This is a genomic window from Mixta theicola (assembly GCF_002895925.1).
GTDB classification, from domain to species: Bacteria; Pseudomonadota; Gammaproteobacteria; order Enterobacterales; family Enterobacteriaceae; genus Mixta; species Mixta theicola.
Genome location: NZ_NWUO01000016.1, coordinates 24,954 through 50,221 on the forward strand (window position 1 = coordinate 24,954; position 25,268 = coordinate 50,221).

Consider the following 25,268-nt stretch of genomic DNA (forward strand, 5'->3'; position numbering starts at 1 on the left):
CATCACCAGCGGGGAATGGCGGTGGTAACGTCAGCGCACTGGGCGCGATGGCGCAGCAGATGGTCCATCAGCACGATCGCCATCATCGCTTCGGCGATCGGCACCGCGCGGATCCCCACGCAAGGATCGTGACGTCCTTTGGTAATCATCTCGACCTCTTCGCCGGTGCGGGTAATGGTTTTTCCGGGCACGGTGATACTTGAGGTCGGTTTCATCGCCAGGTGGGCAATTACCGTCTGGCCGCTGCTGATGCCGCCAAGAATGCCGCCCGCGTGGTTGCTTTGAAAGCCGCTGGCGCGGATCTCATCGCGATGCTGGCTGCCGCGCTGGTTAACCACGGCGAAACCGTCGCCGATTTCGATCCCTTTAACCGCATTGATGCTCATCAGCGCATGGGCCAGATCCGCATCGAGACGGTCAAAGACCGGCTCGCCAAGGCCGACCGGCACGTTTTCCGCCACCACGGTGACCTTCGCGCCAATCGAGTCGCCCTCTTTTTTCAGCGCCCGCATCAGTTCGTCCAGCGCTTCCAGCCTGTCGGGATCGGGGCAGAAGAACGGGTTTTGCTCAACCTGGCTCCAGTCTTTCAGCTCACAGGCGACATCGCCGATCTGCGCCAGATAACCGCGAACCTGAACGCCAAATTTCATCTGCAGATATTTTTTCGCAATGGCACCTGCCGCTACGCGCATCGCCGTTTCGCGTGCGGAGGAACGTCCGCCGCCGCGATAGTCTCGCAGACCATATTTTTGCTCGTAGGTATAATCAGCATGGCCCGGACGAAACAGATCTTTAATCGCGCCATAATCCTGCGAACGCTGATCGGTATTTTCAATCAGTAACCCAATGCTGGTGCCGGTGGTAACGCCTTCGAACACGCCGGACAGAATGCGCACCCGATCCGGTTCACGCCGCTGGGTAGTATAACGCGAGGTGCCCGGACGCCGCCGGTCAAGATCCCGCTGTAAATCCGCTTCGGTTAGTGGAATGCCCGGCGGTACGCCGTCAACAATACAGCCCAGCGCAATACCATGCGACTCACCAAAGGTGGTGACGCGAAAAATCTGTCCAATCGTGTTGCCTGCCATCTCGGCTCCGTTATTGTGCGATTAATCTTTGAAGAATTTGAAATGATGCTGTGCGTCGATAATCTGCTGACGGGTCAGCATAAATACGCCGTCGCCGCCGTTATCAAACTCCAGCCAGGTAAAGGGCACGTCAGGATATTGCTCCATCATATGCACCATGCTGTTGCCCACTTCGCAAATCAGCACGCCATCTTCCTGCAAATAGTTCGGCGCGCAGGCGAGAATACGGCGCACCAGCTTCAGGCCGTCGCTGCCTGCCGCCAGCCCCAGCTCCGGCTCATGCCGATATTCGCTGGGCAAGTCGTCCATATCATCCGCGTCAACATAGGGCGGATTGGTAACGATCAGATCGTAGCGGAGCTTCGGCAGGTCGCGGAACAGGTCGGAGCGGATCGGCGTAACCTGATGAATCATACCGTGTTCGTCGATATTCTGCTCGGCAACCGCCAGCGCATCAAGCGAGAGATCCACCGCGTCCACTTCCGCTTCCGGGAAGGCGTAAGCGCAGGCGATGGCGATACAGCCGCTGCCGGTGCACATATCCAGAATATGCTGCGGCGTGCGGTTTACCAGCCCGGCGAAGCGGCTGTTAATCAGCTCGCCAATCGGCGAACGCGGCACCAGCACGCGCTCATCGACATAAAACTCGTGGCCGCAAAACCAGGATTTATTGGTGAGATAGGCAACCGGAATACGCTCGTTAACGCGGCGAATGACGCGCTCAACGATGCGGTGGCGCTCGCTGGAGGTCAGGCGCGCATTGCGCATCTCTTCAGGAATATCCAGCGGCAGGTAAAGGGTTGGCAAAACCAGCTGAACAGCTTCGTCCCAGGGATTATCCGTGCCGTGGCCATACCAGATATTGGCGGCGGCAAAACGGCTCACCGCCCAGCGCAGCATGTCCTGAATGGTATGCAGTTCATTCACTGCCTCATCGACGAAAATTTTGTCCACGTTGCCCTCCACAGGCCGTTCCGTAATTACGGCGGGTAGTTTGCCATGAAGCGGGCGAGAATTCAGCGCGGCGAGGTGAAAAAGCTGACTTTTGTTTACAATGCGGGTTATCGTAGCCGGCAGGCCGTGCATCCTGCGGCATTCAACCATCAGAAATTGAAGATTATGAAGAAGAAAGAGCAGCTCAGCGCCGATGATAAAGCGCTGTTTCGTCAGCTGATGACCGGCACCCGCAAGCTGAAGCAGGATACCCTGATGCATAAGCCGGTGCGTAAAAAAGCGGAGGTTTCGCTGAAGCGTCAGCTGTCGGAACAGGCGGATAACAGCCACTATTTCTCAGATGAGTTTCAGCCGCTGCTGGCGGAGGAAGGTCCGGTGCGCTATGTGCGCAGCAATGTCAGCCACTATGAGCTAAAAAAGCTGCGGCGCGGCGATTATTCACCGGAAATTTTTCTCGATCTGCATGGGTTAACGCAGCAGCAGGCCAAACAGGAGCTGGGCGCGCTGATCGCCGCCTGCCGTCGCGAACATATTTTTTGCGCCAGCGTGATGCACGGTCACGGCAAACATATCCTGAAGCAACAAACGCCGCTGTGGCTGGCGCAGCATCCCCATGTGATGGCGTTTCATCAGGCGCCCAAAGCCTTTGGTGGCGATGCGGCGTTGCTGGTGCTGATTGAGGTGGAAGAGTGGCAACCGCCAGAGTTACCCTGACGGCAGAGAAGGCTACATCGCCTTTGCCAGCTTAGAAGGGCTAATCTGCCACTTTAAGGCGCCTTCGCCGTCATCGGCATCAAAATCAATGCAGGCAATGGCCGAGGTGGCAAACATCGGCGGCGGTTCCTGCGGACAAAGCTCCGAAACCAGATAGCCAACCAGTGGAAGATGCGAGATAACCAGCACGGATTTCACGCCTTCTTTTGCCAGCGTCTGTAAATAGCAGGCCACCAGCGCCGGATCGCCGCCCGGCGTCAGCTCAGGTAAAACTTCCTGCTCCTGCGGCAGCCGCAGGGCTTCACGTACCGTGGCTAACGTCTGCTCCGCCCGCAGATAGGGGCTAACCAGCACCCGTTCAATATCCAGAGTCTGACTGTTCAGCCAGCTCGCCATCTGGCGTGATTCATCACAACCACAATGGGTAAGAGGCCTAACCGAATCACTGGCCGCCTCAAGTGCAGCGTCGCCGTGACGCATGATAAAAACTTGCATAAAGCACCGCTGTTGTTTAACAAAATCGTCGGATCATCAGACTGTCCGACGCTTCATTCTGCGAATGAACGTTGTGTTGTAACCTAATGACTTGAGTATAGTCAACCGATTGTTTATTAAACGAGCTATTGTCGGGATCTGCCGCCCGCCGCAATAAAATTGCATTCTGCCTAAACCACTGAATCATTATGGTTATTCATTTCCGGCGATGAATTGTAAAAGTTTTCAGCGCGCTTAGCGCGTTGGCGAAGCGCTTCGCAAGGCGCAAAACGATCGCCATATTGATGCATCAGGCTGGCTAATGTGTTAACCATATTGGCAGCGCCAAGGCTATCCATATACCGATAAGGGCCGCCGAGGAAAGGTGGAAAACCGATACCGAACACCGCGCCAATATCCCCGTCGCGCGGGCTGCGTACGATACCCTCTTCCAGGCAGCGCGCCGCCTCATTCAGCATCATCATCACGCAGCGTTGAGCGATAAGCGCACCGTCCAGCCGATGCTGCGGCTGAATATGCAGCAGGGAATAGATGGTTTTATCGGGCCGCTTTTTACTGCTGTCATAACGATAAAAACCGCGTCCGTTCTTACGCCCTTTGCGGTTGTCGTTCAGCACGGCGGCAAAGGCCTCCGGCGCGGCGAAACGCATACCATATTCCTGTTCCAGAATGGGCAGAATTTTCGTGCCCACATCGATCCCTACCTCATCCAGCAGCTGTACCGGCCCAACCGGGAAGCCGAATTTGATCAGCGCTTTATCCACCGCGTCAATGGGCTCGCCTTCCAGCACACAGCGCATTGCTTCATTTATATAGGGCGCCAGGATGCGGTTAACGTAAAAACCGGGGCGGTCGGCCACCACAATCGCCGTTTTACCCTGCCGCTTCGCCAGCGCAACGGTGGTGGCGACGGTGCGGGCGGAGGTGGTTTGATGCGGGATGACTTCCACCAGCGGCATTTTATCTACCGGACTGAAGTAGTGCAGGCCGATAATATTTTCCGGGCGCTGCGCCCGCGCGGCGATTTGGGCAATCGGCAAGGAAGAGGTATTCGAGGCGAAAACAGTCTGTGGAGCGCAGTGCTGCTCCACTTCCGCCACCATCTGCTGTTTTAAGCCGAGATCCTCGAATACCGCTTCGATAATCACATCGCGTTGGCTAAAGCCACGATAGTTGGTGCTGCCGGTAATCAGCGCCATCTGCCGCTGCCGTCCAGCGGCGATAATCTGACGGCGTTTAATCTTTTTACTCAGCAGATCCCAGCTATATTTCATCGCATGGTTAATCCCTTCCACGCTAATATCTTTAATACGTACCGGCAGTTCCGCTTTGGTCGCGGTAACGGCGGCAATGCCGCCGCCCATCAATCCACCGCCCAGTACGCCGATGCTGCGCAGCGTGACTGGCTCGGCGTCGTACTCTTTTTTCAGCGCGGTGCTGGCAAAAAACAGCTGGCGCAGCGAAGCGGACTGCGAGGTCATGGTTAGCTCGCCAAAGGCGAGCGCTTCCGCCTCCAGACCGGCTCGCATCCCCTGTTCCAGCCCGGTTCTTACCGCCTCCAGAATACGCCGCGTGGCCGGATAATTGCCGTGCGTTTTCGCCTCGCTCTGGCGTGCCGCCAGCCGGAACAGAATGGCGCGTCCCGCCGCCCCGTTCAGCAAACGCTCACGCAGCGGCAGCGGGCGGCGTGGACCTTTACCTTTCAGCGCCAGCTTAACCGCCGCCTCCAGCAAAATGCTGTGCGGCACCGCCTCATCAACCAGCCCCAGCCTCAGCGCCTGTTTGGCCCGCAGGGTTTTCCCGGTAAGAATCAGGTTCAACGCCTGTGACGCGCCAATTAAACGCGGCAGGCGTTGCGTGCCGCCGCTGCCGGGCAGCAGGCCCAGCTGCACTTCCGGCAGCCCAAGCCGGGTTTTATCATCCAGCGTACAAACGCGCCGATCGCAGGCCAGCGCCAGCTCCAGTCCGCCGCCAAGGCAGACACCGTGTATCGCGGCCACCACCGGCACCGGCAGCGCCGCGATCTCTGACATTACGCGCTGCCCCTGTTCGGCCAGTTTGCGCGCCTCGTCGGCGCTGCGGCACTGGTCAATCATGCTAATATCCGCGCCGGCAATAAAGGAGTCCGGCTTACCCGAAATAAACACCAGCCCGGCCAGCGCCGGATTTTGCCGCGCCTGGCTAATCACCGCCCGAATTTGCTGAATAAACGCCGCCTTCAGGGTATTCATTTTTTCACTGGGCACATTAATAACGATGACGCCGACATTGTCGCTGCGCACGCTCAGATGAAATGCGGATTGCTGTTCCATGACCTTATTCAACCTCCAGTACCATTGCCGCACCCAGACCGCCAGCCGCACAGGCGGTGACCAGACCCAGACCGCCGCCACGCCGCCGCAGCTCATTCAGCGTTTGGGTAATCATGCGCGCGCCGGTTGCGGCAAAAGGATGTCCATAGGCGATAGAGCCACCGAGAACGTTAAATTTTTCTTCGTCCACCTCTCCCAGCGCCTGGGGACGATTAAGCACCTCGCGGGCAAAGCGCTCGTCACGAAATACTTTCAGATTAGCCAGCGTTTGCGCGGCAAACGCCTCATGCATATCAATCAGCGTAAGATCGTTTAGCGTTGCGCCCGCGCGATCCAACGCCAGCGGCGAAGCGTAAGAAGGGCCCAGCAGCATATCCTGCCAGACATCGGTAGCGGTAAAGGCGTAGCTGCGCAGATAACCCAGCGGCGTAATTCCCAGTTGGCGCGCCCGCGACTCGGTCATCAGGATAACTGCGGCAGCGCCGTCGGTAAGCGGCGTACTGTTGGCCGCCGTAACGCTGCCGTGTTGACGGTCAAAGGCGGGACGCAGCCGGGCGTAATCCTCAACGGCGCTGTTTTCACGCACGTTATTATCCTGTTGAAGAGCCGTCCGCCAGGGCGGCACCCAGGTTGTCATCACTTCATCAGTTAACTTGCCTTCCCGCCAGGCCAGCGCCGCACGCTGATGGGAGCGATGCGCCAGCGCGTCCTGCTGTTCGCGACTGATAGCATGACTTTTTGCCATCTGTTCAGCGGTATCGCCCATACGCAGGCCGGTAGAATATTCCGCCACCGCGGGCGGCACCGGCAACAGGTCACGCGGACGCAGCTGGCTGAACAGCTTAAGCTTGTTACTCAGGGTACGGGCTTTATTGAGATCGACCAGCGTTCTGCCCAGCTTTTTGCTGACGCCAATCGGTAAAACGGATGAGGAATCGGCGCCCCCGGCGATACCGGCGCTTACGCTGCCGGCCAGCAGGCTTTCCGCCAGGTTAGCCACCGCCTGAAAGCTGGTGGCGCAGGCACGGCTGACGCTGTAGGCATCGATTTGCACGTTAAGCCCGCTGCTTAAGACAATTTCCCGCGCAATATTGGGCGCTTCGGGCATCTGGATGACCTGCCCGAAAACCAGCTGCTCAATGATTTCCGCCGGGATTTCGCTACGGGCCATCAGTTCGCTGACCACCATCCTGCCCAGCTCGACCGCCGGGATACCATGCAGCGCCGTTGCCTGGCGGGCAAAAGGGGTGCGAAGTCCGTGGGTAATGGCGATGCGATCGCCCTGACGCGTCAGCAAAGGAAGCGCTCTGCTCATTATTCTCACCTGTTAACCGCGACCGCAGCATCATTGCCAAAGAGGTCAGACCTGCACAGTGTAAGCGGTTTGTTAAAGGGTGCCAGTGGCGCGGCCAGAAAATGAGAGCAGCAACACAGTTGCCGAAAAGAAGAAATGGGAGCGGGAGCACAGCGTTTAGCCGGTAAAAATCGGCGCCGTTTTCTCTGCGCCGACGGGCAGCCTTAGCGCAGGCCGAGCTGGAAAATCAGGGTTTCCGCCTGGCAGCTAAAGGTAAAATCCACATCCAGACGCACGCCGTCAGGCTGATCAGTGAACGTTGGGGTTATGAGGCAGGGTTCAGATTCAACGCCGCGCGCTTTTTCAGTTAGCGAGGCCAGCATCGCTTCTGCCTGCTGACGGTTATCAAACAGACGTGACCAGGAGGCCGTGCAGTCGCTGTTATCCATTACGGTGCCGACATCAACGCAGCAGCAGGCCGCCGTTTCGTTAGCGCTACATTTATTTAAAGCATCACTCATCGCTTTCTCCCACCAGGTTATTTATCCAGACAATATTAACTGCCCGCTATTTTACCTCGCCTTTTTATCCGCGCTAAATTATGTGAACGCAATCACGAATAATATTGATCTGGCGCAGGATTAAGCCGGGTTCTATTCAGGAAATCGGCGTTTTTTGTTAAGCGGATCTTATTTTATCGATCGCATTTGAAATATTTAAAAAACAATATTGCAACCTTCACACAGGTCGGACCTATACTGTGCGCACTGGTCTGATTTGTTCGTTGTATTTCAGCCCCTACAATCCCCGGCTCCTTGTTACTTGACGTAACAGAATTTATAAAAATTACATAATGAGGTTGTGGTCATGAACCATAAAAACCTGTGTGCAAAGTCAGCTTTGGCAGTTGCAGTGGCAATCGCTTCCTCAAATCTTTATGCAGCGGGCTTTCAGCTCAATGAATTCTCCTCGATTGGTTTGGGCCGTTCTTATTCTGGCGAGGGTGCCATGGGCGATACGGCAGCATCCGCCAGCCGTAACCCAGCGACGATGGCGTTAATGGATCGTCCGATGTTTTCTATCGGCGCCGTATTTATCGATCCCGACGTGAATATTGATGGCGACAGCGGTGCGGGTAATAGCCTGAAGGCTAATAATATCGCCCCAACGCAGTGGGTACCTGATGTTCATTACGTGCAGCCTATTAACGATCAGTGGTGGGTGGGCGCTTCCGCAACCACTAATTACGGCCTGGCAACCGAATTTAATAATGACTATGCGGCTGGCGCTTTCGGCGGCAAAACCGATCTGCTGACCACTAACCTTAACCTCAGCACCGCCTGGCGCATGAATCAGCACTTCAGCTTCGGCGTCGGTTTCGATGCGGTGTATGCCCGGGCGAAAATTGAACGCTATATGGGCGAATATGGCGGCCTGCTGCCTGCTGCCGGTCTGCCAGCCGCCGCTGCGGATACGCAGATTGCGCACCTGAAAGGCGATGAATGGGGCTACGGCTGGAACGCCGGTATTTTGTATGAAGTGGATGAAAACAACCGCTTCGGCCTGACCTACCGTTCCGAAGTGAAAATCGACTTTAACGGCGACTACAAAAGCTCGATTCCTGCCCAGTTAAATCCGGTTATTGGCGGACTGGGAATGGATCTGCCTTACGGCACCAGCGGCAATACTATTCCGGGCGCGCTGACCCTGAACCTGCCGGAAATGTGGGAAATCTCAGGCTATCATAAAGTCGCTCCGCAGTGGGCGGTGCACTATAGCCTGGCCTACACCAGCTGGAGCCAGTTCCAAGAGCTCAAAGCCACCGGCAACAACAGCCAGGAGCTGTTCTATAAGGATGAAAGCTATCGCGATGCCTACCGCATTGCGCTCGGCACCACTTACTTCTATGACGAACACTGGACCTTCCGCACCGGTATCGCCTTTGATGACAGCCCGGTTCCGGCCGACAAACGCTCCATCTCGATTCCGGACCAGGATCGTCTGTGGCTAAGCGCCGGCGCGTCGTATGCCTTTAATGAAAACGCGTCGGTAGACGTTGGCGTTTCTTATATGCACGGCCAGAAAGTCACGGTGCATGAGGGTATCGATCCGGTAGCCACCGCGCGCAACGGAACCGCTACGCCTTACGAGTTTGATTCAGAGGGCAAAGCCTGGCTGTACGGCGCCAGCTTTAACTACCGTTTCTGATAGCCAGCTAAAGAGGCGGGAATATCCCGCCTTTATGGCACCGAACTTAAGGCGCGGGGCGTCCGGGCAGAAGAGTAAAGCGTCCCGCGCCAGGGAAGGCGCGGGCCGAGCTGTCAGGAATGACGTTTTTTGCGTCTTTACGATCGGCCCGGACGCCCTGCGCATGCACCAACAGTGTTATAAAAAAGGCGGGAATATCCCGCCTTTTTTCTGTGCCGTTACTCGGCGTCTATCTCATTCAGATCGCCCTGAATCGCCTGGGCGTTAGGGTTCTCCTCCGGCTTCAGCTTGCCGCCGTTGGCCAGGAAGTCATGACGCTGGAAGTAAGCGTTACGTATGAAGGCGTAAGGATCGCTGGTGTTACGCAAAATAGCATCGGAATCCAGCAGCTGTGCTCGCGTTTCCACGCCTTCCAGTACCCATTTTCCGGCGGTCATCGGCCAGCTTAGCCAGCTCAGCACCGGATAAAACGTATCAAGATAGTCACCGCCATCCTCACGCGGCGTAACGCTGCCGTAGCCCGGCAGCACCACATAAGGACCATAGCCGACGCCCCAGTTGCCCAGCGTGCCGCCAAAGCGCGGCGGCTCTTCACGCGCCAGTTTATCGTTCGCCATGCCGGCGACGTCGATAAAACCACCCAGCCCCAGCACGGTATTCAGGAAGAAACGGTTAAAATGAATCATGCCGCGATAGGGATCGCCGCGCAGGAATGAGTTCACCATAGCCGCCGGCTCATCCAGGTTGCCGAGGAAATTACTGATGCCGGTGCGCGCGGGAACCGGCAAATAGTCGCGCCAGGCTACCGCTACCGGGCGCAGCACATAAGGATCCAGCACGTTGTAGTTGAAATCAAACATCGTGCGGTTAAAACCTTCCAGCGGATCGGAACGCCCCTGCGGTTCATCGCTATGTTGTGAACTGGCGCAGCCTGCTAACAAAATGCTTGCCAGCGCCAACCCCGACAGGCGGTAGTTCATAATTTTCTCCCTGTATAATTAATGGCTTACCGCTTCAGGGCTGCTGTTGATTAATTTCAACAGTAAGATGCTGATGACCATCAAAAGGCGTTAACGCACTCTCGCCGAACCAGTCGCCGGACCGGGGAGTTGCGCTGCCGTCACGCGCAATGCGCACGCGAACTTTAACCTGATGCTGCGCCGAAAGCAGACGATCCGGCATCATGGCATTGCTGTCATCCAGCGTCAGCGATAGCGGAAAATGACTCAGCGGCAGTTTCTTCACTGCCACCGGAACCGGTGAAACACCATCGGAAACAGAAATATACATGACTCCGTCCGGCGGTAACATTTTTTCTACAGGCGCCGCCAGCGTTATGCTGAGGGACAGCTGGCTGCTTTGCAGCCCGGCGGCGGTTTTCGCCTGCTGAATGCTGCGCTGCACCTGCGCTATCCGCGGGTCGTTTGTCGGCAGCTGCGTTAGCATGGTTTGCCAGGCTTCAATCGCCCGCGGGTACTGTTGCTGCTCAAAAGCATTAAAGGCGACCAGGCTCAGCAGACGCAGATTCGCTGGATCGTGCCGTTGCATGGCGTTCAGCATCGCCTGCGCTTCACGGTTATCCTGCGGATCGCTGGAGCGGGTCAGCACTTCAGCATAGCTGAGTTTTATCTCTTCGTTATCCGGCGCCAGCTGCAACGCGCGCTGAAACGCCTCAATGGCGGTATCGCGGTTATTCAATACCATGCCGATACGCCCAAGGATCAGCCAGTCATGCAGCTGACTGCCATCCTGCTGAAGCGCCGTGCGTAGCCCCAGTCCCAGGCGCGCCAGCTCCTCCAGCGTCAGCGGCTTCGCCTGCGGGTCCAGCAGACGCGCGCGCAGCGTGGGATAATCATCCTGCACCTGCTGCCAGGCGATCAGGCCCGGCAGACCGCCGGTTTTCAGGTAACAGCCCAGGCTGATAGCCACCAGCAACAGCGCGCCAGGCAGCAGCGCCCAGCGGCTTAACGGACGCGCCGGCGTTGGCGAGGAGGAAGTGGGAATATCGGTCAGCAGGGTTTGCTGCAGCTCCTGTACCATCGGCTGACGAGCGGCAATAACGCCCTGCGCCTCATCCTGATCCAGCTCGTTTAACCGCTGCCGGTAAAAAATTTTATTTAACGTATCCCGATCGACAGGCGACTGGCGGTCGCTGCGCCAGCCCGCCGTTAACAGTAACAACAGTGCGGCCAGCAGCAGACCGGTAAGCGTTATCCAAAAAAGAGTCATGACGATTTCCTGTCATCTTTCAGCAGCGCGTCGAGGCGCTGTTGCTCATCCGCATCCAGCCGCTCGACGGCGACCGGCTGACGGCGGCTGCGTAAAAAAATCACCAGCGCCCCCGCGATAATAAACAGCAGCGGACCCGCCCACAGGATCAGCGTTGACGGCGTAACCGGCGGCTGATAGGTGACGAAATTGCCGTAGCGGTCGATCATATATTGCGTAATCTGATCTTCGTCCTGTCCCTGCTTCAGCAGCTGATAAACCTTCAGGCGCATATCCGCCGCGATCATCGCATTAGAGTCGGCAATGCTGTTATTTTGACATTTCGGGCAGCGCAGCGAGGCGGTTAGCTCGCGGTACTGCTGCTCCTGAGCGGCAGAATCAAATTGCCAGGTTTCGATCGCCGCCAGCGCGCTCAGGCTGAATAACAGCCCCGCCAGCAACATTATCAGCTGCTTCATTGTGCCGCCTCCCTGCTATATTTTTGCCACAGCGGCGCAACTTCCCGCTGCCAGACCTGCGCGTTAAGATCGCCCGCATGGCGATAACGAATAATCCCCTGCCCGTCGATCAGAAACGTTTCCGGCGCGCCATAAACCCCCAGATCCAGCCCAAGCATGCCGCTGCCGTCATACAGACTAAGCGCGTAAGGGTTTCCCAGGGTGTTTAGCCAGCTCACCGCTTTTGCGCGATCGTCCTTATAATTCAGCCCGACCACGCGCACGCCCTGCTCCGCCAGCCGGTTCAGGTACTGATGCTCGGCGCGACAGGTGGGACACCAGGTCGCCCAGACGTTCAGCAGCAGCGGCTTGCCATCCGCCAGCGCCGCCTGATCGTAAACCTTACCCGGACTCTCAAGCGACTCCAGCTTAAACAGCGGCACCGGCTTACCGATCAACGCCGATTCCAGCCGCGTCGGATCGTCACCGCCGGCGTTGCGCGTCAGCTGCCACATCAGCGCCAGCGCCAGCAGCAAAAACAGGATCAGCGGAATATAAAAAATTTTCTTGTTCATATCAGCTCCCGTTGCGCTTTTTTACGGCTGCGATAACGCGGATCGAGCAGACAAAGCAGGCCGCCGAAGGCCATAAACAGGCCGCCGTACCATATCCAGCGCACAAAAGGTTTGTAATAAATACGTACTGCCCAGGAGCCGTCGTCCAGTTCCTCGCCGAGCGCGGCGTACAGATCGCGCGTCAGGCCGCCATCGATCGCCGCCTCGGTCATCATACTGCGCGCCACGCTGTAGTAGCGCTTTTCCGCCCGCAGCGTCGCTTCCGGCCTGCCGTCACGCGTGACATCGATAATCGCCGCGCCGCCGCTGTAGTTAGGGCCGTTCAGTTCACGCACGTCGCGAAAGACGAAGTGATAATGATGAATATCAGCGCTGTCGCCCGCTTTCATGCGCACGTCGCGCTCAACGCTGTAATTCTGGCTAAAGGCAATGCCGATCACCGTAACCGCGACGCCCAAATGCCCCAGCACCATGCCCCAGTGGCTACGGGAGAGATGCCTGAGGCCACGCAGCAGGCTATGGCGATGCGTGGCGCGCTCATGCAGCTCCAGCAGCGTTAAAATAATCACCCACAGCGCCATCATCAGCCCGACCACCGTCATCGCCTCGATGCGATCCTGCATCAGCCACGGCAGGATTATCGACAGCAGCAGCGTTGCCAACAGCGCCAGCGCCAGCCGCTTCCAGAGCTTTTGCGGTTCATCGCGTCGCCAGCGCACCAGTGGGCCGATGCCCAGCAGCAGCGCAAAGGGCGCCATCAGCCAGGTAAACATAGTATTAAAAAAGGGTTCGCCGATAGAGATGGTGCCCAGCCCCAGCTGTTTATGCACCAGCGGCAGCAGCGTTCCCAACAGCACCACCAGCATTCCGGCAATCAACAGCACGTTGTTGCCCAGCAGGAAAGATTCACGCGACCAGAAGTCGTTTTGTACCCGGCTGCGCACCCGCCCGCCTTTAACCGCATACAGCAACAGCGAGCTGCCGATAACGATCACCAGGAAAGCGAGGATAAACATGCCGCGCGCCGGATCGGAGGCAAAAGCATGCACCGAAACCAGCACGCCGGAGCGCACCAGAAACGTGCCCAACAGGCTGAGGGAAAAGGCGGCAATCGCCAGCAGTACGGTCCAGGCTTTAAAGGCGCCGCGCTTTTCCGTTACCGCCAGCGAGTGAATCAACGCCGTACCAGCCAGCCACGGCATAAAGGAGGCGTTTTCAACCGGATCCCAAAACCACCAGCCGCCCCAACCCAGCTCGTAATAAGCCCAGGCGGAGCCCAATACGATGCCAATGGTCAGGAACAGCCACGCGGCTAACGTCCACGGTCGCGACCAGCGCGCCCAGGCTGTATCCAGTCGGCCAGCCATCAGCGAAGCGATAGCAAAAGCAAAGGCGACGGAAAAACCGACGTAGCCCATATAGAGCAGCGGCGGATGGAAAATCAGTCCAATGTCCTGCAGCATCGGATTCAGATCGTGGCCGTCAATGGGATAATCCGGCAGCGTACGGGCAAAGGGGTTGGAAGTGAAAATGATAAACAGCAGAAAGCCGAAGTTAATCATACCCATAACCGCCAGCACGCGCGCTATCGCATCCTGCGGCATACCACGGCTAAAAATTGCCACCGCCAGCGTCCAGCCGCTGAGCATCAATACCCATAACAGCAGCGATCCCTCATGCGCTCCCCAGGTGGCGGCGATGCGGTAATAAAGCGGCAGCTGGCTGTTAGAGTTGCTGACGACGTAGGCCACGGTAAAGTCGTTAACGATAAAGGCATTCACCAGCAGCAAAAAGCTGCCCGCCACGCAGAAGAACAAGCCAAAGGCGAGCGGTCGCGCCAGTCCCATTAGCCTGCCATCCTGACGCGCTGCGCCCCACAGTGGATAGAGGCTCAGCAGCAGCGCCAGCGCCAGACCAAGGCAGAGCAGAAAGTGGCCTATTTCCGGCATCATGAGCGATCACCCTGCGGCAGCGCTGCCGCTGTTCCCTGATGGTTTTTGTTCATCGCATCGGTGATTTCCGGCGGGGTATATTTTTCGTCGTGCTTCGCCAGCACTTCTTTCGCCTGAATCAGGTTGCCCGCCTGCAGTTCGCCCTGCGCCACCACGCCCTGCCCTTCCCGGAACAGATCGGGCAGGATACCTTCATAGCTGACGTTAACCACGCCCTTTGCGTCATACAGTTTGAAAGAGACGCGCAGCGTTTTTTCATCTCGCTTAACGCTGCCGGGCATGACCATTCCGCCAACGCGCAGCCGCTGGCCAGCTTCCGGCAGAGTATGCGCTTCGCCCTTGCCATACAGAATTTCGCTGGGGGTATAAAACAGATCGATATTAGAGCGCAGCGCATACATGACTAATGCTGTTGCCAGGCTCAGGCCAACCAGAATCGCCACGACGACATAGAGGCGGTTTTTACGACGGGTATTCACATTACTCTCCTGCCGCTTCGCTGGCGGCCTGTTTCATTTTTGCCGCCCTGATGCGACGTTCACGCGCCTGATACTGTTGGACGCTTTTTAACAGCTGGCGGCGCTGCCATAAGATATGCCCCACCAGCGCCGCCAGCGACAGTAGCGTAAAGCTCACCGCCAGCCAGACATAAAAGCCGTAGCCGCCCATGGCCAGAAAATCGTGCCAGGTAGAAAATGCAGGCGTCATGCGGAACGTCCTCCTTTATTCACCAGTGCGGCGACCCAGGGACGATGACGTTCGCTCAATAAGATCAAATTGCGCAGCCGCATCAGCGTCAGGGTAATAAACAACAACAGATAACCGATAATCGACCAGCGCAGCGGTACGCGCATCTCTGGCGCAATCGCCTGCTGTAACATGCCGGACGATCCCTGGTGCAGGGTATTCCACCACTGCACGGAGAAATGAATGATGGGGATATTCACCACGCCCACCAGGATTAAAATACTGGCGGCGCGCCCGGCGAGACGTCGGTCATCAAAGGCGTTGTACAGGGCGATAACGCCCATATAGAGGAACAGCAGCACCAGCTCCGAGGTTAACCGCGCGTCCCAGATCCACCAGGTGCCCCACATCGGTTTACCCCAGGCCGATCCGGTGATCAGGGCAATAAAGGTGAAGATAGCGCCAACCGGCGCCATCGCGGCCGCGGCTAAATCAGCCATTTTCATCTGCCACACCAGGCCGGTAAAAGCGGCGACGGCCATTGCGCTGTAGATGCCCATCGACCAGATTGCGGCCGGCACGTGGATATAGATGATGCGATAGCTCTCTCCCTGCTGATAATCTGCCGGCGCGAAACCAAATCCCCAGCTCCAGCCGATAAACAGCGCCACGGTCGCCAGCAGCGCAAAACCCGGCACCAGGCGACCACTAAACTGATAAAGCCGTTCAGGCTTCGCCAGCTGATGTATCCATTTCCACATTGTTATTGCTCACGGTAAAAATATAAATCGATAGCCATGTCTTAATGCAGGCTGATACGTAACGCTGCCGCCGTAGCAAACGGCGCCAGGCAAAGGCTGGCAGCCAGCATGGCGCCCAGGATCGCCAGATAACCGCTAATGGACAGCCCCATGCTGGCGGCATCAATGGCGGCACTGGCAAAAATCAGCACCGGCACCGCCAACGGCAATACCAGCAGGCTAAGCAGCACGCCTCCCCGGCGCAGACCGACGGTTAACGCCACGCCGATCGCGCCAAGCAAGCTAAGCACCGGCGTGCCCAGTAATAACGTCAGCGCCAGCGCACACCAGCCATTAAAATTAAGCGACAGCAGCAGCGCCGCCAGCGGTGACAGCAGCAGCAGCGGCAGGCCGGTGATCAGCCAGTGCGCGATAACTTTTCCCAGTACCGTCACCGGCAGCGGCGTCGGCAGCAGCAGCAGCTGTTCCAGCGAACCATCGTTAAAGTCATCCCGGAACAGCCGCTCCAGCGCCAGCAGCGATGAGAGCAAGGCGGCCACCCACACCACGCCCGGCGCAATACGCGCCAGCAGCTGCGGCTCAGGTCCGATTCCCAACGGAAACAGCGTAATGACAATTAAAAAAAACCACAGCGGGTTGATGATTTCCGCCCCGCTGCGAAACGCAATGCGCAGTTCGCGGCTTATAACGCGCCATAACATCAGATGCGTTCTCCTGCCGTCAGGCTAATTTTTCTCAGCGGCCAGGCGGCGGCGGGTAACGGCTGATGCGTGGTAAGGATCACCATGCCGCCGTGTTGCGCATGCTGCACAAACAGCGTCATAAGCTTTTTAACGCCATGAACATCAATCGCCGTTAAAGGTTCATCCAGAATCCAGACCGGCGCCTGACTTAACCACAGCCGCGCCAGCGCAACGCGCCGCTGCTGACCGGCCGACAGCTGGGCTACTGCCACCTCTTCAAACCCAAGGAGATCGACCGCTTCAAGCGCAGCGAACCGCTGCTCGTCGTGACATTCAGCATGGTAAAAGGTGAGGTTTTCCAGCGGCGACAGAATATTTTTCACGCCAGGCTGATGTCCAAGAAACAACAGATTGCGGTGCCATTGCTCACGCTGCTGCTGTAGCCGCTCTCCCTGCCAACGCACTTCGCCTTGTTCAGCGCTGCTCAAGCCAGCCAGCAAACGTAACAGCGAAGTTTTACCCGCGCCGTTGGGCCCTTCAATCTGCACAATATCACCGCTATTCACAGTAAAATTAAGCTCGCTGAACAAAATACGGTCATCGCGAACGCAGGTCAGATTAATGGCTTCCAGCATAAGAGGAATATATCGCGCTATTGGATCGGGTCGCGATAATAACATAAGTTAGCATTACCCCGTAGTCTGTGCTTGCGCTTAGAAAGTGCTGATATGACCAAATAACCTACAGAAGTTCGTTCTTTTGCTGAAAAAAACCGCGATATTAAAGCTTTGTTACTTTTATTCTAAATTTAAGTCACATTTTACTTAACTGAAAACTGGCTACGCTTAAATCACCATTTAATAAGGCCGGGGGAAATATGACATCACAACAAAAAAATAAAGAACCAGAAGTGGAAAGCGAAGAAAAAGATCAGGGCGAAGAGATTGAAATTGATGAGAAACAGTTGCCGTCACGCGCGGCGGCGATTCATGAACAGATACGCCAGGATGGTGAAAAAGAGCTGGAACGCGACAGCATAGCGCTGCTGTGGTCAGCCATTGCCGCCGGGCTTTCTATGGGCGCTTCGCTTATGGCGAAGGGCATTTTTCAGGCGCATCTGGGCGATGTGCCGGGCGCGTTTTTGCTGGAGAATCTGGGTTATACCTTTGGCTTTATTATTGTCATTATGGCGCGCCAGCAGCTGTTTACGGAAAACACCGTTACCGCAGTGCTGCCGGTGATGCACAAGCCGACCGGCGGCAATTTCCTGCTGCTGCTGCGCCTTTGGGGCATGGTGCTGCTGGGGAACCTGATCGGCACCGGTTTGGGGGCGTTAGCCTTTGCCCATATGCCTGTTTTTGATGACGCCACGCGCCTTGCCTTTACCCATATCAGTGAAAAAGTGATGGCGAACCCGCCTGCGACGATGTTTGCTAACGCCATTATTGCCGGCTGGATTATCGCCACAATGGTCTGGATGTTTCCCTCCGCAGGTGACGCTAAAATCCTGGTGATTATCCTGATGACCTGGCTGGTAGCGTTAGGGGATTTATCGCATATCGTGGTGGGCTCGGTAGAGGTCTGGTATCTGGTGTTCACCGGCGCGCTGCCGTGGCAGGAGTTTATCTGGCCATTCGCATTGCCAACGCTGGCGGGCAATATTATCGGCGGGACCTTTATTTTTGCGCTAATCAGCCATGCGCAAATTCGCAACGATATGAGTTCTGAAAAAAACGCACAGGCGAAAACGGAGCAAAAAAAAGCGCAAAAAAGCCAGCGTAAATGACAAAGTTGCTGACAGAATAAGCAGTCAGGCGGGTAAGTGGTTAATCTGTTAAACAAAGTGCGCTATACTGCCCGCCGCCGTCCCCTTAGTTAAATGGATATAACGAGCCCCTCCTAAGGGCTAGTTGTAGGTTCGATTCCTGCAGGGGACGCCATTCTATCATTCGCCACCTTCCGCTAAAGTTCGCCAAACTCCACCCGTAGCAAGCTTCCCGTTAATCTGCCGTTCGCCATAGTTCGTTAATTTTGTCTGGGTAAATTGTGGGTAAACCAATGGCAAAAAAATCAGTCACGGCGTTTCTGCCTGCTGTTTTATCAGAGCGTAACGGTTCAGCAGCTGATTAAAATGTCTATCCGTCTGCAACAGCAACGCCGCCGGCAGCGGTGTTCCGCTTTCGGCCTGACTCAGCTGATACAATTGCTCCTCAACGGGCACCGTACGCCCGAAGTTCTGCGTTATGGTAAATACCATCGTCTTCAGTTCAGAACCGGTCAGGTACTTACCTCTACGCTCATCAAGTGCGTTCAGACGACGGGTGAGCTCCTGTAGCCCTTCCATCCCCTGTTGCCAGCCGGAAAGCGCTTCAGGCGGCAGGGCGTTCCCGTTGATATGATGCTGCCACTGCGCTTTCAGTTTCTCTGTCTTTGCAGGCTCAGCCCTGGCGGCCAGCGCAAAACCATAGTTCTGTCGCCACAACGGCGGAAGCTGCCCCAGTTCCGTCAGGGAGGTTTCATTTGCGGCCACCGGCACCGGGCTACCTGGCATCGGATACATTTTCTGCCAGCCCCACAGACCGACGGCCCCCGTTACCAGCATAGTCAGCATACCGGCCGCAAAAGTTCGCCACGGGCGTCTGGTATCAGATGGCAGCACGGTAGCAACGCGCGGCGCCGGCTCGTCACGCGCAATATAAATCAGTGGTTCAGAATGTGTGGCGAACTCTGGGACGGTTGGCCCAGCAAATAAGGCTGGCAGAACGACAGCAGAACTATCGCTGTTATTTCCATCCCTATTTTCAAGCCTTGCCGCGGCATTGTGCATAAAGGTGCATAATTCCCCCACCCGGCTGGCATTTTTTAGTTCCAGACGCTGCAGCACATCACGCAGAGCGTTCAGATGCTGTTCTGCCTGATAGACCAGCGGCAGGTCGGCATATTGCAGAGTCAGCGTACGCATTACCGCCTGCAGGCGCTGGCTGAATCCGGCAAGAATTTCCATCCGCGCATGGACTGGCTGCGGCCAGAACATCCCCCACTGATGCGTCAGCAACGCGTCCAGAATCGCCAGCCCTTCATTAAGACCTGCGATTCCGGCGAGGCGAGTGCGCGCCAGCGTGTACCAGGATACCGTCTGCAGTTCAACGCCGTTCTGGCGAAACAGTGCCAGGCTCAGTTGCTCCACGCGGCCCCAGTCCATATCCGGGCGTGCCGGATGCGAAAGCTTAGCCAGTTCATTGCGCAGGGCGGCATAATCCGACAGCGCACGCGGATCGCCGCCCGTTTTTAGCTTGTTATGACTGTTCACTCTATTGAAGCTCCTGCAAGTCCATTTTTGCAAAGTGCGCCAGGTGGCGACTAATGCTGTTTTCCCGATAGCATGTCACCAGTCAATCACGAGTTGCACGGGTGAAGGCTACGTAGAGCGCCGGGATGGCTTCCGCCTCATCATCTACATCTTTATGTACAAATGACGCATTTCTGCTAGCTGAATACGGGACTTATTAATCTTCCCTGTCATCATTTCTGTATAATATCTGCCCGTTCTCATGCTTTCTGATGTCAGTACGTTGTCGAATGCTCAATATATTGCTGCTGCTTCAGATGGCGCAGCAGAACATGCCCTTCTGGCATAAATTCCGTGCCGTAACGCACCAATCCCAGGCCTTTCAGCTCCGCATCAATGGCGTAATGCAGCTCACCCGGCTGCGTCTGCTCCAGCAGCACCACTTTAATGCTCTTCAGCCGTGGCTCATACTTCAGTAAAACGGACGACAGCGTATCCAGCAGTTGATGGGCGGTCCCCGGCATTTCCTGCAGGATTTTGGTCATATCCGGCAGGCCATAGTCCGGCAGATGGGCCAGCGTGCCGGCGCGGCAGTTGAGGATGCGCTGCATGTTATCGAGCACAGAAAGGATGACCTGGTTTTGTTCGCTGACCTTGTTGAGGTCGAGGCTACCGGTGAAGTTGCCGTAGAGGGTTTCATAGAGTGACGGACGTGGCATCTCATTCATCCTTTAACGATTTCAGCGTCAGGCGGTTGTTACCTGCCTCAACAACCCGAGCCTTATTTGGATTGAGATCCTGGCGAGCAAGCACCACCTTCCAGGTATTGTTCACCTGGTCCGGTGACATAAACATCCCGGCGACCGCCACATACTGCGCGCTTTCGTCCATCGGCATATCTACCGTTACCGCTCCTCCAGGCTGCAGACGAATATCCTTCTCTGCCACCAGATCGGCTTTAATCACCTGACTGTCATCAGCAAACAGTGACAGATAGTCGGTGCTGTCGATACTTTTCCTGTCTTTCAGCTGATAAATACGTACCACCGTGGACAGGGCCACGCCACCAGCGTTGTTATTGACTGCCTCACGGGCGTGAATATCAAGGTGCAGGGTTTTCACCTGCTTATAAAAAATGGCTTTGGTCACAGCGACAGTGCTATCTGTGACTTTCTGGGTCAGGCCACAGCCTGCCAGCATCATCGCGATGCCCGACGCCAGAGCAAGCATGGTGGTTTTACCAGCGGTAATCGCCATCTTCATCAGTCTCCCTGAGGTGAATGTTCTCCTGAACGCGCTCATAGCGCCCCAGATTGATGGTTATGGTTTTAAGGCGTTTCGTTGTGTTAGCCGGATTGAGTGGACGCATTATCGCCGTACGTCCCAGTTGAACGCCGTCGGGTCGTGGAGTAGTGCTCATGGTTGCATCGGGTAACAGACCGCGCTCCACACAGAGCTGCAGACGAACATCCAGACGGACCCCCAGATAAACGTGCAGCAACGCCATTAAATCAGAATGGAGATCGCCTCCGGGCAGCCAGCCCTGAGCCTCATCCGGGTCAGAAGTTGTCAGCTGCATCAGCACCTGGCTGTTCACATCCGTCGCATATGCCCCCATGACGGGTAAGCCTTTCAGCGTGGCGGGCTGGCGAACATGCAGAGTCAGCGGCTTTTTCAGCGGTATACGACGTTTATCGTGGTGCCATATTTTCGCCTGCGTTCCCGGGGCCAGCAGGCGTACCAGCGATACCATCCCTTCGGCAGTACGCCCCGGCAGCAGCATCACCGGCAACAGTGCCAGAAAGCGTGATACCGGCGTGGCGATATTTTCAGCACAGCCGTCGATTCCAAGCCCCGCCAGTCCCAGCAGGTACTGTGAGGTTTTGTCTTTTCCCCCTTCCTGGAACGTCGCGGGATAAGAATACTTCCGCCAGATACGATAGAACTGGGCAATCAGCCGATGGTTAAAGATATCAAGAAAATCTGCCGTGGCTTCATGCCCTTCCCGGCGCTGAGTAATATCATCGATATAGTGCGTCGGCAGTGGCGACTCCACTCCATAAAGCCCCATAAAGGTAACCCGGACGGTGGGCGGCAGATGGGCATGTTCATGCGTTTCCAGGCCTTTAATTTCAGAGGAGGGAAAGCCCATCCCCGGATGAGGGCGAAAACGTACCGCTTCAGGTTTAACCTTGTGTTGAGCAAGCCAATCCGATGAGGCCAGCAACAGCGCCGATACCGACTCAGATTGATAATCCCGGGGCTCCATAAACAGATTGATTTCAACAGAAAGCATCAGCGTTGTCCCACGCCGATCAAGCCAGGAATCAAGCCACATCATGCCATCGCCTTCTGCCTCTGCCACAAGCTCATCAATGACATACGCTGCAGGAAATATATCCCGCCAGATCTGTGCTATCTGCGCATTATCCAGAGAACCATCATGCCGGAGACGAACAGACAGTCCATCATCAGGCAACGCAGACAAATCTGGCTCCAGCATACGAAGAAGCTGAGTCATATATCCGGTTAACCTTATGCTGTAACTTTCTTTCGAGACATGGGTAGCTGAAGGCTCAAGCCGAGCCGTTGTGAGCATGCGCTGAAGATGCGCAAAATACGTAGACTGTAACTGGCTGCCATAGCTTAACAGTGCGGAAGCCAGTTTATTACAGGCAATTGGGGTGATATAGGCTTTCCCCAGAACTCCTGCCGAGCGCTGTCCTCTCTCCACCTGTATATTGTGCTGCTCCTGATGAAGATGATTCCAGTAGTCCGCGCGATCGCGTTCATTTTCATAAGCTCTTAGCCGAAAAGAATAACAGATTAAACCAATGGAAAGCGGCATCGCAAGGATGCAAAACCAGAACCAGGCGGAGTGAGTGGACATTCTCTCCGGCCATAGATAAAGCGACAATATCCCCCCAGTACGGTAATTAGCACAATGGCAATAAGCCACCGGAACACGGAGGGCGGTTCAGGGAGACGTATTCTCTCCGGTATTTTATTTAATTCAACGGGCATAACTAACGCCTTCCGGCATTGGGAAGTGATGTAATCAGTGAACAACCGCAGCCGCAACGATGCCCGTGAAGGGCAATGGGTTTACCATTAATCTTTGAGCATTCATCGCCTTCAGCAATAGACGTTACTCCATGGACAGGACATAACACTCTATCACCAATGCAGGATACCTCTTTCCCCTGAAATTTAACGTTGCTACTCCCTTGTAAAACTTTTCCACCACTCGATGTCGTATCACCAACTCGAATAACTCCGGGCATATTTCATCCTCTTCATAATAAAAAATAACGCCAACATTACCAGAATAGAAGTTTCCATTAGTCAAACTGATAACTATTTTATCAAAAAAAATCAATCTAATTAAAATCACAAAACAGAGCAAAGAGAATTAATCATCTCATTTAGCTTTCAACCTTTTCCGGAAATAACATTATTTTCCGGCAAGTTCCAGAGAATAACATTCATTACTCAAGTTGCGTGTCCATTAATTTCGCAGGATTAATGTAAGGTGGTGTTATCACAGGCGCTTATCAGTAAAGGCGCTATTAACAGTAAATTCCTTTTTTTCATCATTTTTCCTGATTCTTTACTTTACCGGTTGCGGACTGTTAACTACGCAACGGACTGTTTTATCACCTGTCACATCAGTATCCGGTTTACTGCTATATCTGGCGATGGTTAATCCCTTAAAAGGTCCAGAAATATCTGCGCCACGTATTACCTTTGTATAATTCCCTTCATAATCTTTATATGCTGGCTTTTCCGGCCCTGCGGGGTTTTCAGCAGGGGAGTTTTTATAATAATCAGGATCGTACCAGTCATTAATCCAGTCATAACCATTACCCGCCATATCGTAAATACCCAGCGGGTTAGGCGGATAGCGGTCTACCGGCAATGCGGTATATATCCCTGAACTAAGCCCCATTTTTCTTGCAAACTCTTCACGATCCCAGGAGCCAGATATATTTATACCTCGCTGAATCCCATCCATCTCCAGCACACCACTGTTAGTTCCAACAATAAAAAACTGGCCGCGACTTCGCGCTGCGTACTCCCACTGGGCTTCAGTCGGTAGCGCAAATGGCAGACCACTGACCTTGCCCAGCCAGGCACAGTATTTCTCCGCATCGTACCAGTCTATATGCGCTGGTGTATCCGGCAGTTTATTTAGCGCATCTGACAGCTTTTGACTCAGTGAATTATCCTCTTTTTTTAACTGTAAACCATTCAGCTTCAGATAAAACTGATATTCCTGATTGGTGGTTTTATATTTACTGATGGAGTAGCTGCTTAGCGTAATTTTATGCAGCGGTTTGCTGTCTTTTTCAGTATCAAGCTGTATTTTCTCCGGGCCGTATTTCTTACCGAAGTCGCCCATCAGAAAATTACCGCCCTCCACAAACACCAGATTATTTTTAACCTGGCGAATCATATTTTGCAGTTCAGCGCTGTGTTGTTGACGCTGTTCAGGCACTACCGCTGACGTCGCTGAGGTGGCGTTATCACAGGCGCTTATCAGTAAAGGCGCTATTAACAGTAAATTCCTTTTTTTCATCATTTTTCCTGATTCGTTACTTTACCGGTTGCGGGCTGTTAACTACGCAACGGACTGTTTTATCACCTGTCACACCAGTATCCGGTTTACTGCTGTGTCTGGCGATGGTTAATCCCTTAAAAGGCCCAGAAAAATCTGCACCACGTATTACTTTTGTATACTTCGCTTCAGTATCATAAATTCCCTCACGGCTCTTATACACGGGTTTTTCTGGGCCCAAGGATCAACAGCTGTTGAATATTTATAATAATCTGGATCGTACCAGTCATTAATCCAGTCATAACCATTACCCGCCATATCGTAAATACCTAACGGGTTAGGCGGATAGTTGTCTACTGGTAATGCAGTCGCTATTCCACTCTTTAACCCCATTTTTCTTGCAAACTCTTCACGATCCCAGGAGCCAGATATATTTATACCTCGCTGAATCCCATCCATCTCCAGCACACCACTGTTAGTTCCAACAATAATAAACTGACCACGACTTCGCGCTGCGTACTCCCACTGGGCTTCAGTCGGTAGCGCAAATGGCAGACCGCTGACCTTGCCCAGCCAGGCACAATATTTCTCTGCATCGTACCAGTCTATATGCGCTGGTGTATCAGGCAGTTTATTAAGGTCATCCCAGCTTTCCTGGATCAGAAAGTTATCCGATTTTTTTAACTGTAAACCATTCAGTTTCAGGTAAGACTGATATTCCTGATTGGTGGTTTTATATTTACTGATGGAGTAGCTGCTTAGCGTAACTTTATGCAGCGGTTTGCTGTCATGATTGGTGTCGTACCGGAGCTTTTCGGGGCCATATTCCTTACCGAAATCGCCCATCAGAAAATCACCGCCTTCCACAAACACCAGATTATTTTTAACCTGGCGAATCATATTCTGTAGTTCAGCGCTGTGTTGTTGACGCTGTTCAGGTACTACCGCCGGCGTTGCTGAGGTGGGGTTATCACAGGCGCTTATCAGTAACGGGGCCAGTAACCAGATTCCATATTTATTCATTATTATCTC

General features: G+C 54.9%; 26 protein-coding genes and 1 tRNA gene. 4 read left to right on the forward strand and 23 right to left on the reverse strand.

What is annotated here, in order from left to right; all coding sequences use genetic code 11:
- Positions 1-2 precede the first annotated feature (2 nt).
- Positions 3-1,088 (reverse strand): chorismate synthase, encoded by a 1,086-nt coding sequence (aroC, locus tag COO59_RS17510; protein WP_103061021.1) that lies wholly within the window; start codon positions 1,086-1,088, stop codon positions 3-5.
- Positions 1,089-1,109: 21 nt separating this feature from the next.
- On the reverse strand, positions 1,110-2,042 hold the full coding sequence (gene prmB, locus COO59_RS17515) for a 50S ribosomal protein L3 N(5)-glutamine methyltransferase (RefSeq protein ID WP_103061069.1): 933 nt from the start codon (positions 2,040-2,042) through the stop codon (positions 1,110-1,112).
- Between the two features lie 165 nt (positions 2,043-2,207).
- On the opposite strand from prmB, the gene smrB reads away from it, so the two are divergent.
- Positions 2,208-2,756 (forward strand): endonuclease SmrB, encoded by a 549-nt coding sequence (gene smrB, locus COO59_RS17520; RefSeq protein WP_103061070.1) that lies wholly within the window; start codon positions 2,208-2,210, stop codon positions 2,754-2,756.
- A 12-nt stretch (positions 2,757-2,768) separates the two neighbouring features.
- On the opposite strand, the gene sixA is transcribed toward smrB, so the two are convergent.
- From sixA to COO59_RS17540, 4 genes are all read right to left on the reverse strand, one after another.
- Positions 2,769-3,251, reverse strand: a complete 483-nt coding sequence (gene sixA, locus COO59_RS17525; RefSeq protein WP_103061022.1) for a phosphohistidine phosphatase SixA — start codon at positions 3,249-3,251, stop codon at positions 2,769-2,771.
- Between the two features lie 170 nt (positions 3,252-3,421).
- Entirely contained in the window at positions 3,422-5,563 is a 2,142-nt protein-coding gene (gene fadJ / locus COO59_RS17530; protein ID WP_103061023.1) for a fatty acid oxidation complex subunit alpha FadJ, read from the reverse strand.
- A 4-nt stretch (positions 5,564-5,567) separates the two neighbouring features.
- Positions 5,568-6,878 carry an acetyl-CoA C-acyltransferase FadI gene (fadI, locus tag COO59_RS17535; RefSeq protein ID WP_103061024.1) on the reverse strand — a complete coding sequence of 437 codons (1,311 nt, stop codon included), beginning with the start codon at positions 6,876-6,878 and terminating at the stop codon, positions 5,568-5,570.
- Between the two features lie 203 nt (positions 6,879-7,081).
- Positions 7,082-7,378 (reverse strand): YfcZ/YiiS family protein, encoded by a 297-nt coding sequence (locus COO59_RS17540; protein WP_103061025.1) that lies wholly within the window; start codon positions 7,376-7,378, stop codon positions 7,082-7,084.
- A 346-nt stretch (positions 7,379-7,724) separates the two neighbouring features.
- On the opposite strand from COO59_RS17540, the gene fadL reads away from it, so the two are divergent.
- On the forward strand, positions 7,725-9,065 hold the full coding sequence (gene fadL, locus COO59_RS17545) for a long-chain fatty acid transporter FadL (protein ID WP_103061026.1): 1,341 nt from the start codon (positions 7,725-7,727) through the stop codon (positions 9,063-9,065).
- Between the two features lie 218 nt (positions 9,066-9,283).
- Here the strand turns inward: fadL and mlaA are convergent, their stop codons facing one another.
- The 10 genes from mlaA to ccmA are packed head-to-tail and all read right to left on the reverse strand — an operon-like array spanning position 9,284 to position 17,024.
- Positions 9,284-10,045, reverse strand: coding sequence for a phospholipid-binding lipoprotein MlaA (gene mlaA, locus COO59_RS17550; RefSeq protein ID WP_103061027.1), 762 nt, complete (start codon positions 10,043-10,045; stop codon positions 9,284-9,286).
- 34 nt (positions 10,046-10,079) lie between these two features.
- The gene (gene ccmI, locus COO59_RS17555) at positions 10,080-11,294 is read right to left on the reverse strand and encodes a c-type cytochrome biogenesis protein CcmI (RefSeq protein WP_103061028.1); all 1,215 of its coding nucleotides are present in this window, start codon (positions 11,292-11,294) and stop codon (positions 10,080-10,082) included.
- Positions 11,291-11,752, reverse strand: coding sequence for a cytochrome c-type biogenesis protein (locus COO59_RS17560; RefSeq protein ID WP_103061029.1), 462 nt, complete (start codon positions 11,750-11,752; stop codon positions 11,291-11,293). The genes ccmI and COO59_RS17560 overlap by 4 nt, the downstream gene beginning before the upstream one ends.
- Entirely contained in the window at positions 11,749-12,306 is a 558-nt protein-coding gene (locus COO59_RS17565) for a DsbE family thiol:disulfide interchange protein (RefSeq protein WP_103061030.1), read from the reverse strand. Before COO59_RS17565 ends, COO59_RS17560 begins: the two co-directional genes overlap by 4 nt.
- On the reverse strand, positions 12,303-14,258 hold the full coding sequence (locus COO59_RS17570) for a heme lyase CcmF/NrfE family subunit (RefSeq protein ID WP_103061031.1): 1,956 nt from the start codon (positions 14,256-14,258) through the stop codon (positions 12,303-12,305). The genes COO59_RS17565 and COO59_RS17570 overlap by 4 nt, the downstream gene beginning before the upstream one ends.
- Positions 14,255-14,737, reverse strand: a complete 483-nt coding sequence (gene ccmE, locus COO59_RS17575) for a cytochrome c maturation protein CcmE (RefSeq protein WP_103061032.1) — start codon at positions 14,735-14,737, stop codon at positions 14,255-14,257. Before ccmE ends, COO59_RS17570 begins: the two co-directional genes overlap by 4 nt.
- A gap of 1 nt (position 14,738) precedes the next feature.
- Positions 14,739-14,966: a heme exporter protein CcmD gene (ccmD, locus tag COO59_RS17580; protein WP_103061033.1), complete on the reverse strand. Its 228-nt coding sequence runs from the start codon at positions 14,964-14,966 to the stop codon at positions 14,739-14,741.
- Complete coding sequence (locus COO59_RS17585) at positions 14,963-15,706, reverse strand: heme ABC transporter permease (protein ID WP_103061034.1); 744 nt, start codon at positions 15,704-15,706, stop codon at positions 14,963-14,965. The genes ccmD and COO59_RS17585 overlap by 4 nt, the downstream gene beginning before the upstream one ends.
- Before the next feature lie 41 nt (positions 15,707-15,747).
- Positions 15,748-16,407 carry a heme exporter protein CcmB gene (ccmB, locus tag COO59_RS17590; protein ID WP_103061035.1) on the reverse strand — a complete coding sequence of 220 codons (660 nt, stop codon included), beginning with the start codon at positions 16,405-16,407 and terminating at the stop codon, positions 15,748-15,750.
- The gene (gene ccmA / locus COO59_RS17595; protein ID WP_103061036.1) at positions 16,407-17,024 is read right to left on the reverse strand and encodes a cytochrome c biogenesis heme-transporting ATPase CcmA; all 618 of its coding nucleotides are present in this window, start codon (positions 17,022-17,024) and stop codon (positions 16,407-16,409) included. The genes ccmB and ccmA overlap by 1 nt, the downstream gene beginning before the upstream one ends.
- Positions 17,025-17,266: 242 nt before the next feature.
- On the opposite strand from ccmA, the gene COO59_RS17600 reads away from it, so the two are divergent.
- Entirely contained in the window at positions 17,267-18,175 is a 909-nt protein-coding gene (locus COO59_RS17600) for a formate/nitrite transporter family protein (protein WP_103061037.1), read from the forward strand.
- A 79-nt stretch (positions 18,176-18,254) separates the two neighbouring features.
- Positions 18,255-18,329 (forward strand) — tRNA-Arg (locus COO59_RS17605).
- 134 nt (positions 18,330-18,463) lie between these two features.
- Here the strand turns inward: COO59_RS17605 and COO59_RS17610 are convergent.
- The 7 genes from COO59_RS17610 to COO59_RS17640 all read right to left on the reverse strand — a co-directional run bounded on the left by COO59_RS17610 (position 18,464) and on the right by COO59_RS17640 (position 25,259).
- Positions 18,464-19,699 carry a VasL domain-containing protein gene (locus COO59_RS17610; protein WP_103061038.1) on the reverse strand — a complete coding sequence of 412 codons (1,236 nt, stop codon included), beginning with the start codon at positions 19,697-19,699 and terminating at the stop codon, positions 18,464-18,466.
- Between the two features lie 254 nt (positions 19,700-19,953).
- A complete protein-coding gene (gene tssE / locus COO59_RS17615; protein ID WP_205960887.1) occupies positions 19,954-20,406 on the reverse strand; it encodes a type VI secretion system baseplate subunit TssE in 453 nt (150 codons plus the stop codon).
- On the reverse strand, positions 20,399-20,935 hold the full coding sequence (tssJ, locus tag COO59_RS17620; RefSeq protein WP_205960888.1) for a type VI secretion system lipoprotein TssJ: 537 nt from the start codon (positions 20,933-20,935) through the stop codon (positions 20,399-20,401). The genes tssE and tssJ overlap by 8 nt, the downstream gene beginning before the upstream one ends.
- Positions 20,916-21,947, reverse strand: a complete 1,032-nt coding sequence (gene tssG, locus COO59_RS17625; protein ID WP_103061071.1) for a type VI secretion system baseplate subunit TssG — start codon at positions 21,945-21,947, stop codon at positions 20,916-20,918. Before tssG ends, tssJ begins: the two co-directional genes overlap by 20 nt.
- Positions 21,948-22,704: 757 nt before the next feature.
- Positions 22,705-22,962: a PAAR domain-containing protein gene (locus COO59_RS17630; RefSeq protein ID WP_103061041.1), complete on the reverse strand. Its 258-nt coding sequence runs from the start codon at positions 22,960-22,962 to the stop codon at positions 22,705-22,707.
- A 326-nt stretch (positions 22,963-23,288) separates the two neighbouring features.
- Positions 23,289-24,260, reverse strand: a complete 972-nt coding sequence (locus tag COO59_RS17635) for a formylglycine-generating enzyme family protein (RefSeq protein ID WP_103061042.1) — start codon at positions 24,258-24,260, stop codon at positions 23,289-23,291.
- A gap of 144 nt (positions 24,261-24,404) precedes the next feature.
- Positions 24,405-25,259, reverse strand: coding sequence for a formylglycine-generating enzyme family protein (locus tag COO59_RS17640; protein ID WP_103061043.1), 855 nt, complete (start codon positions 25,257-25,259; stop codon positions 24,405-24,407).
- Positions 25,260-25,268 lie beyond the last annotated feature (9 nt).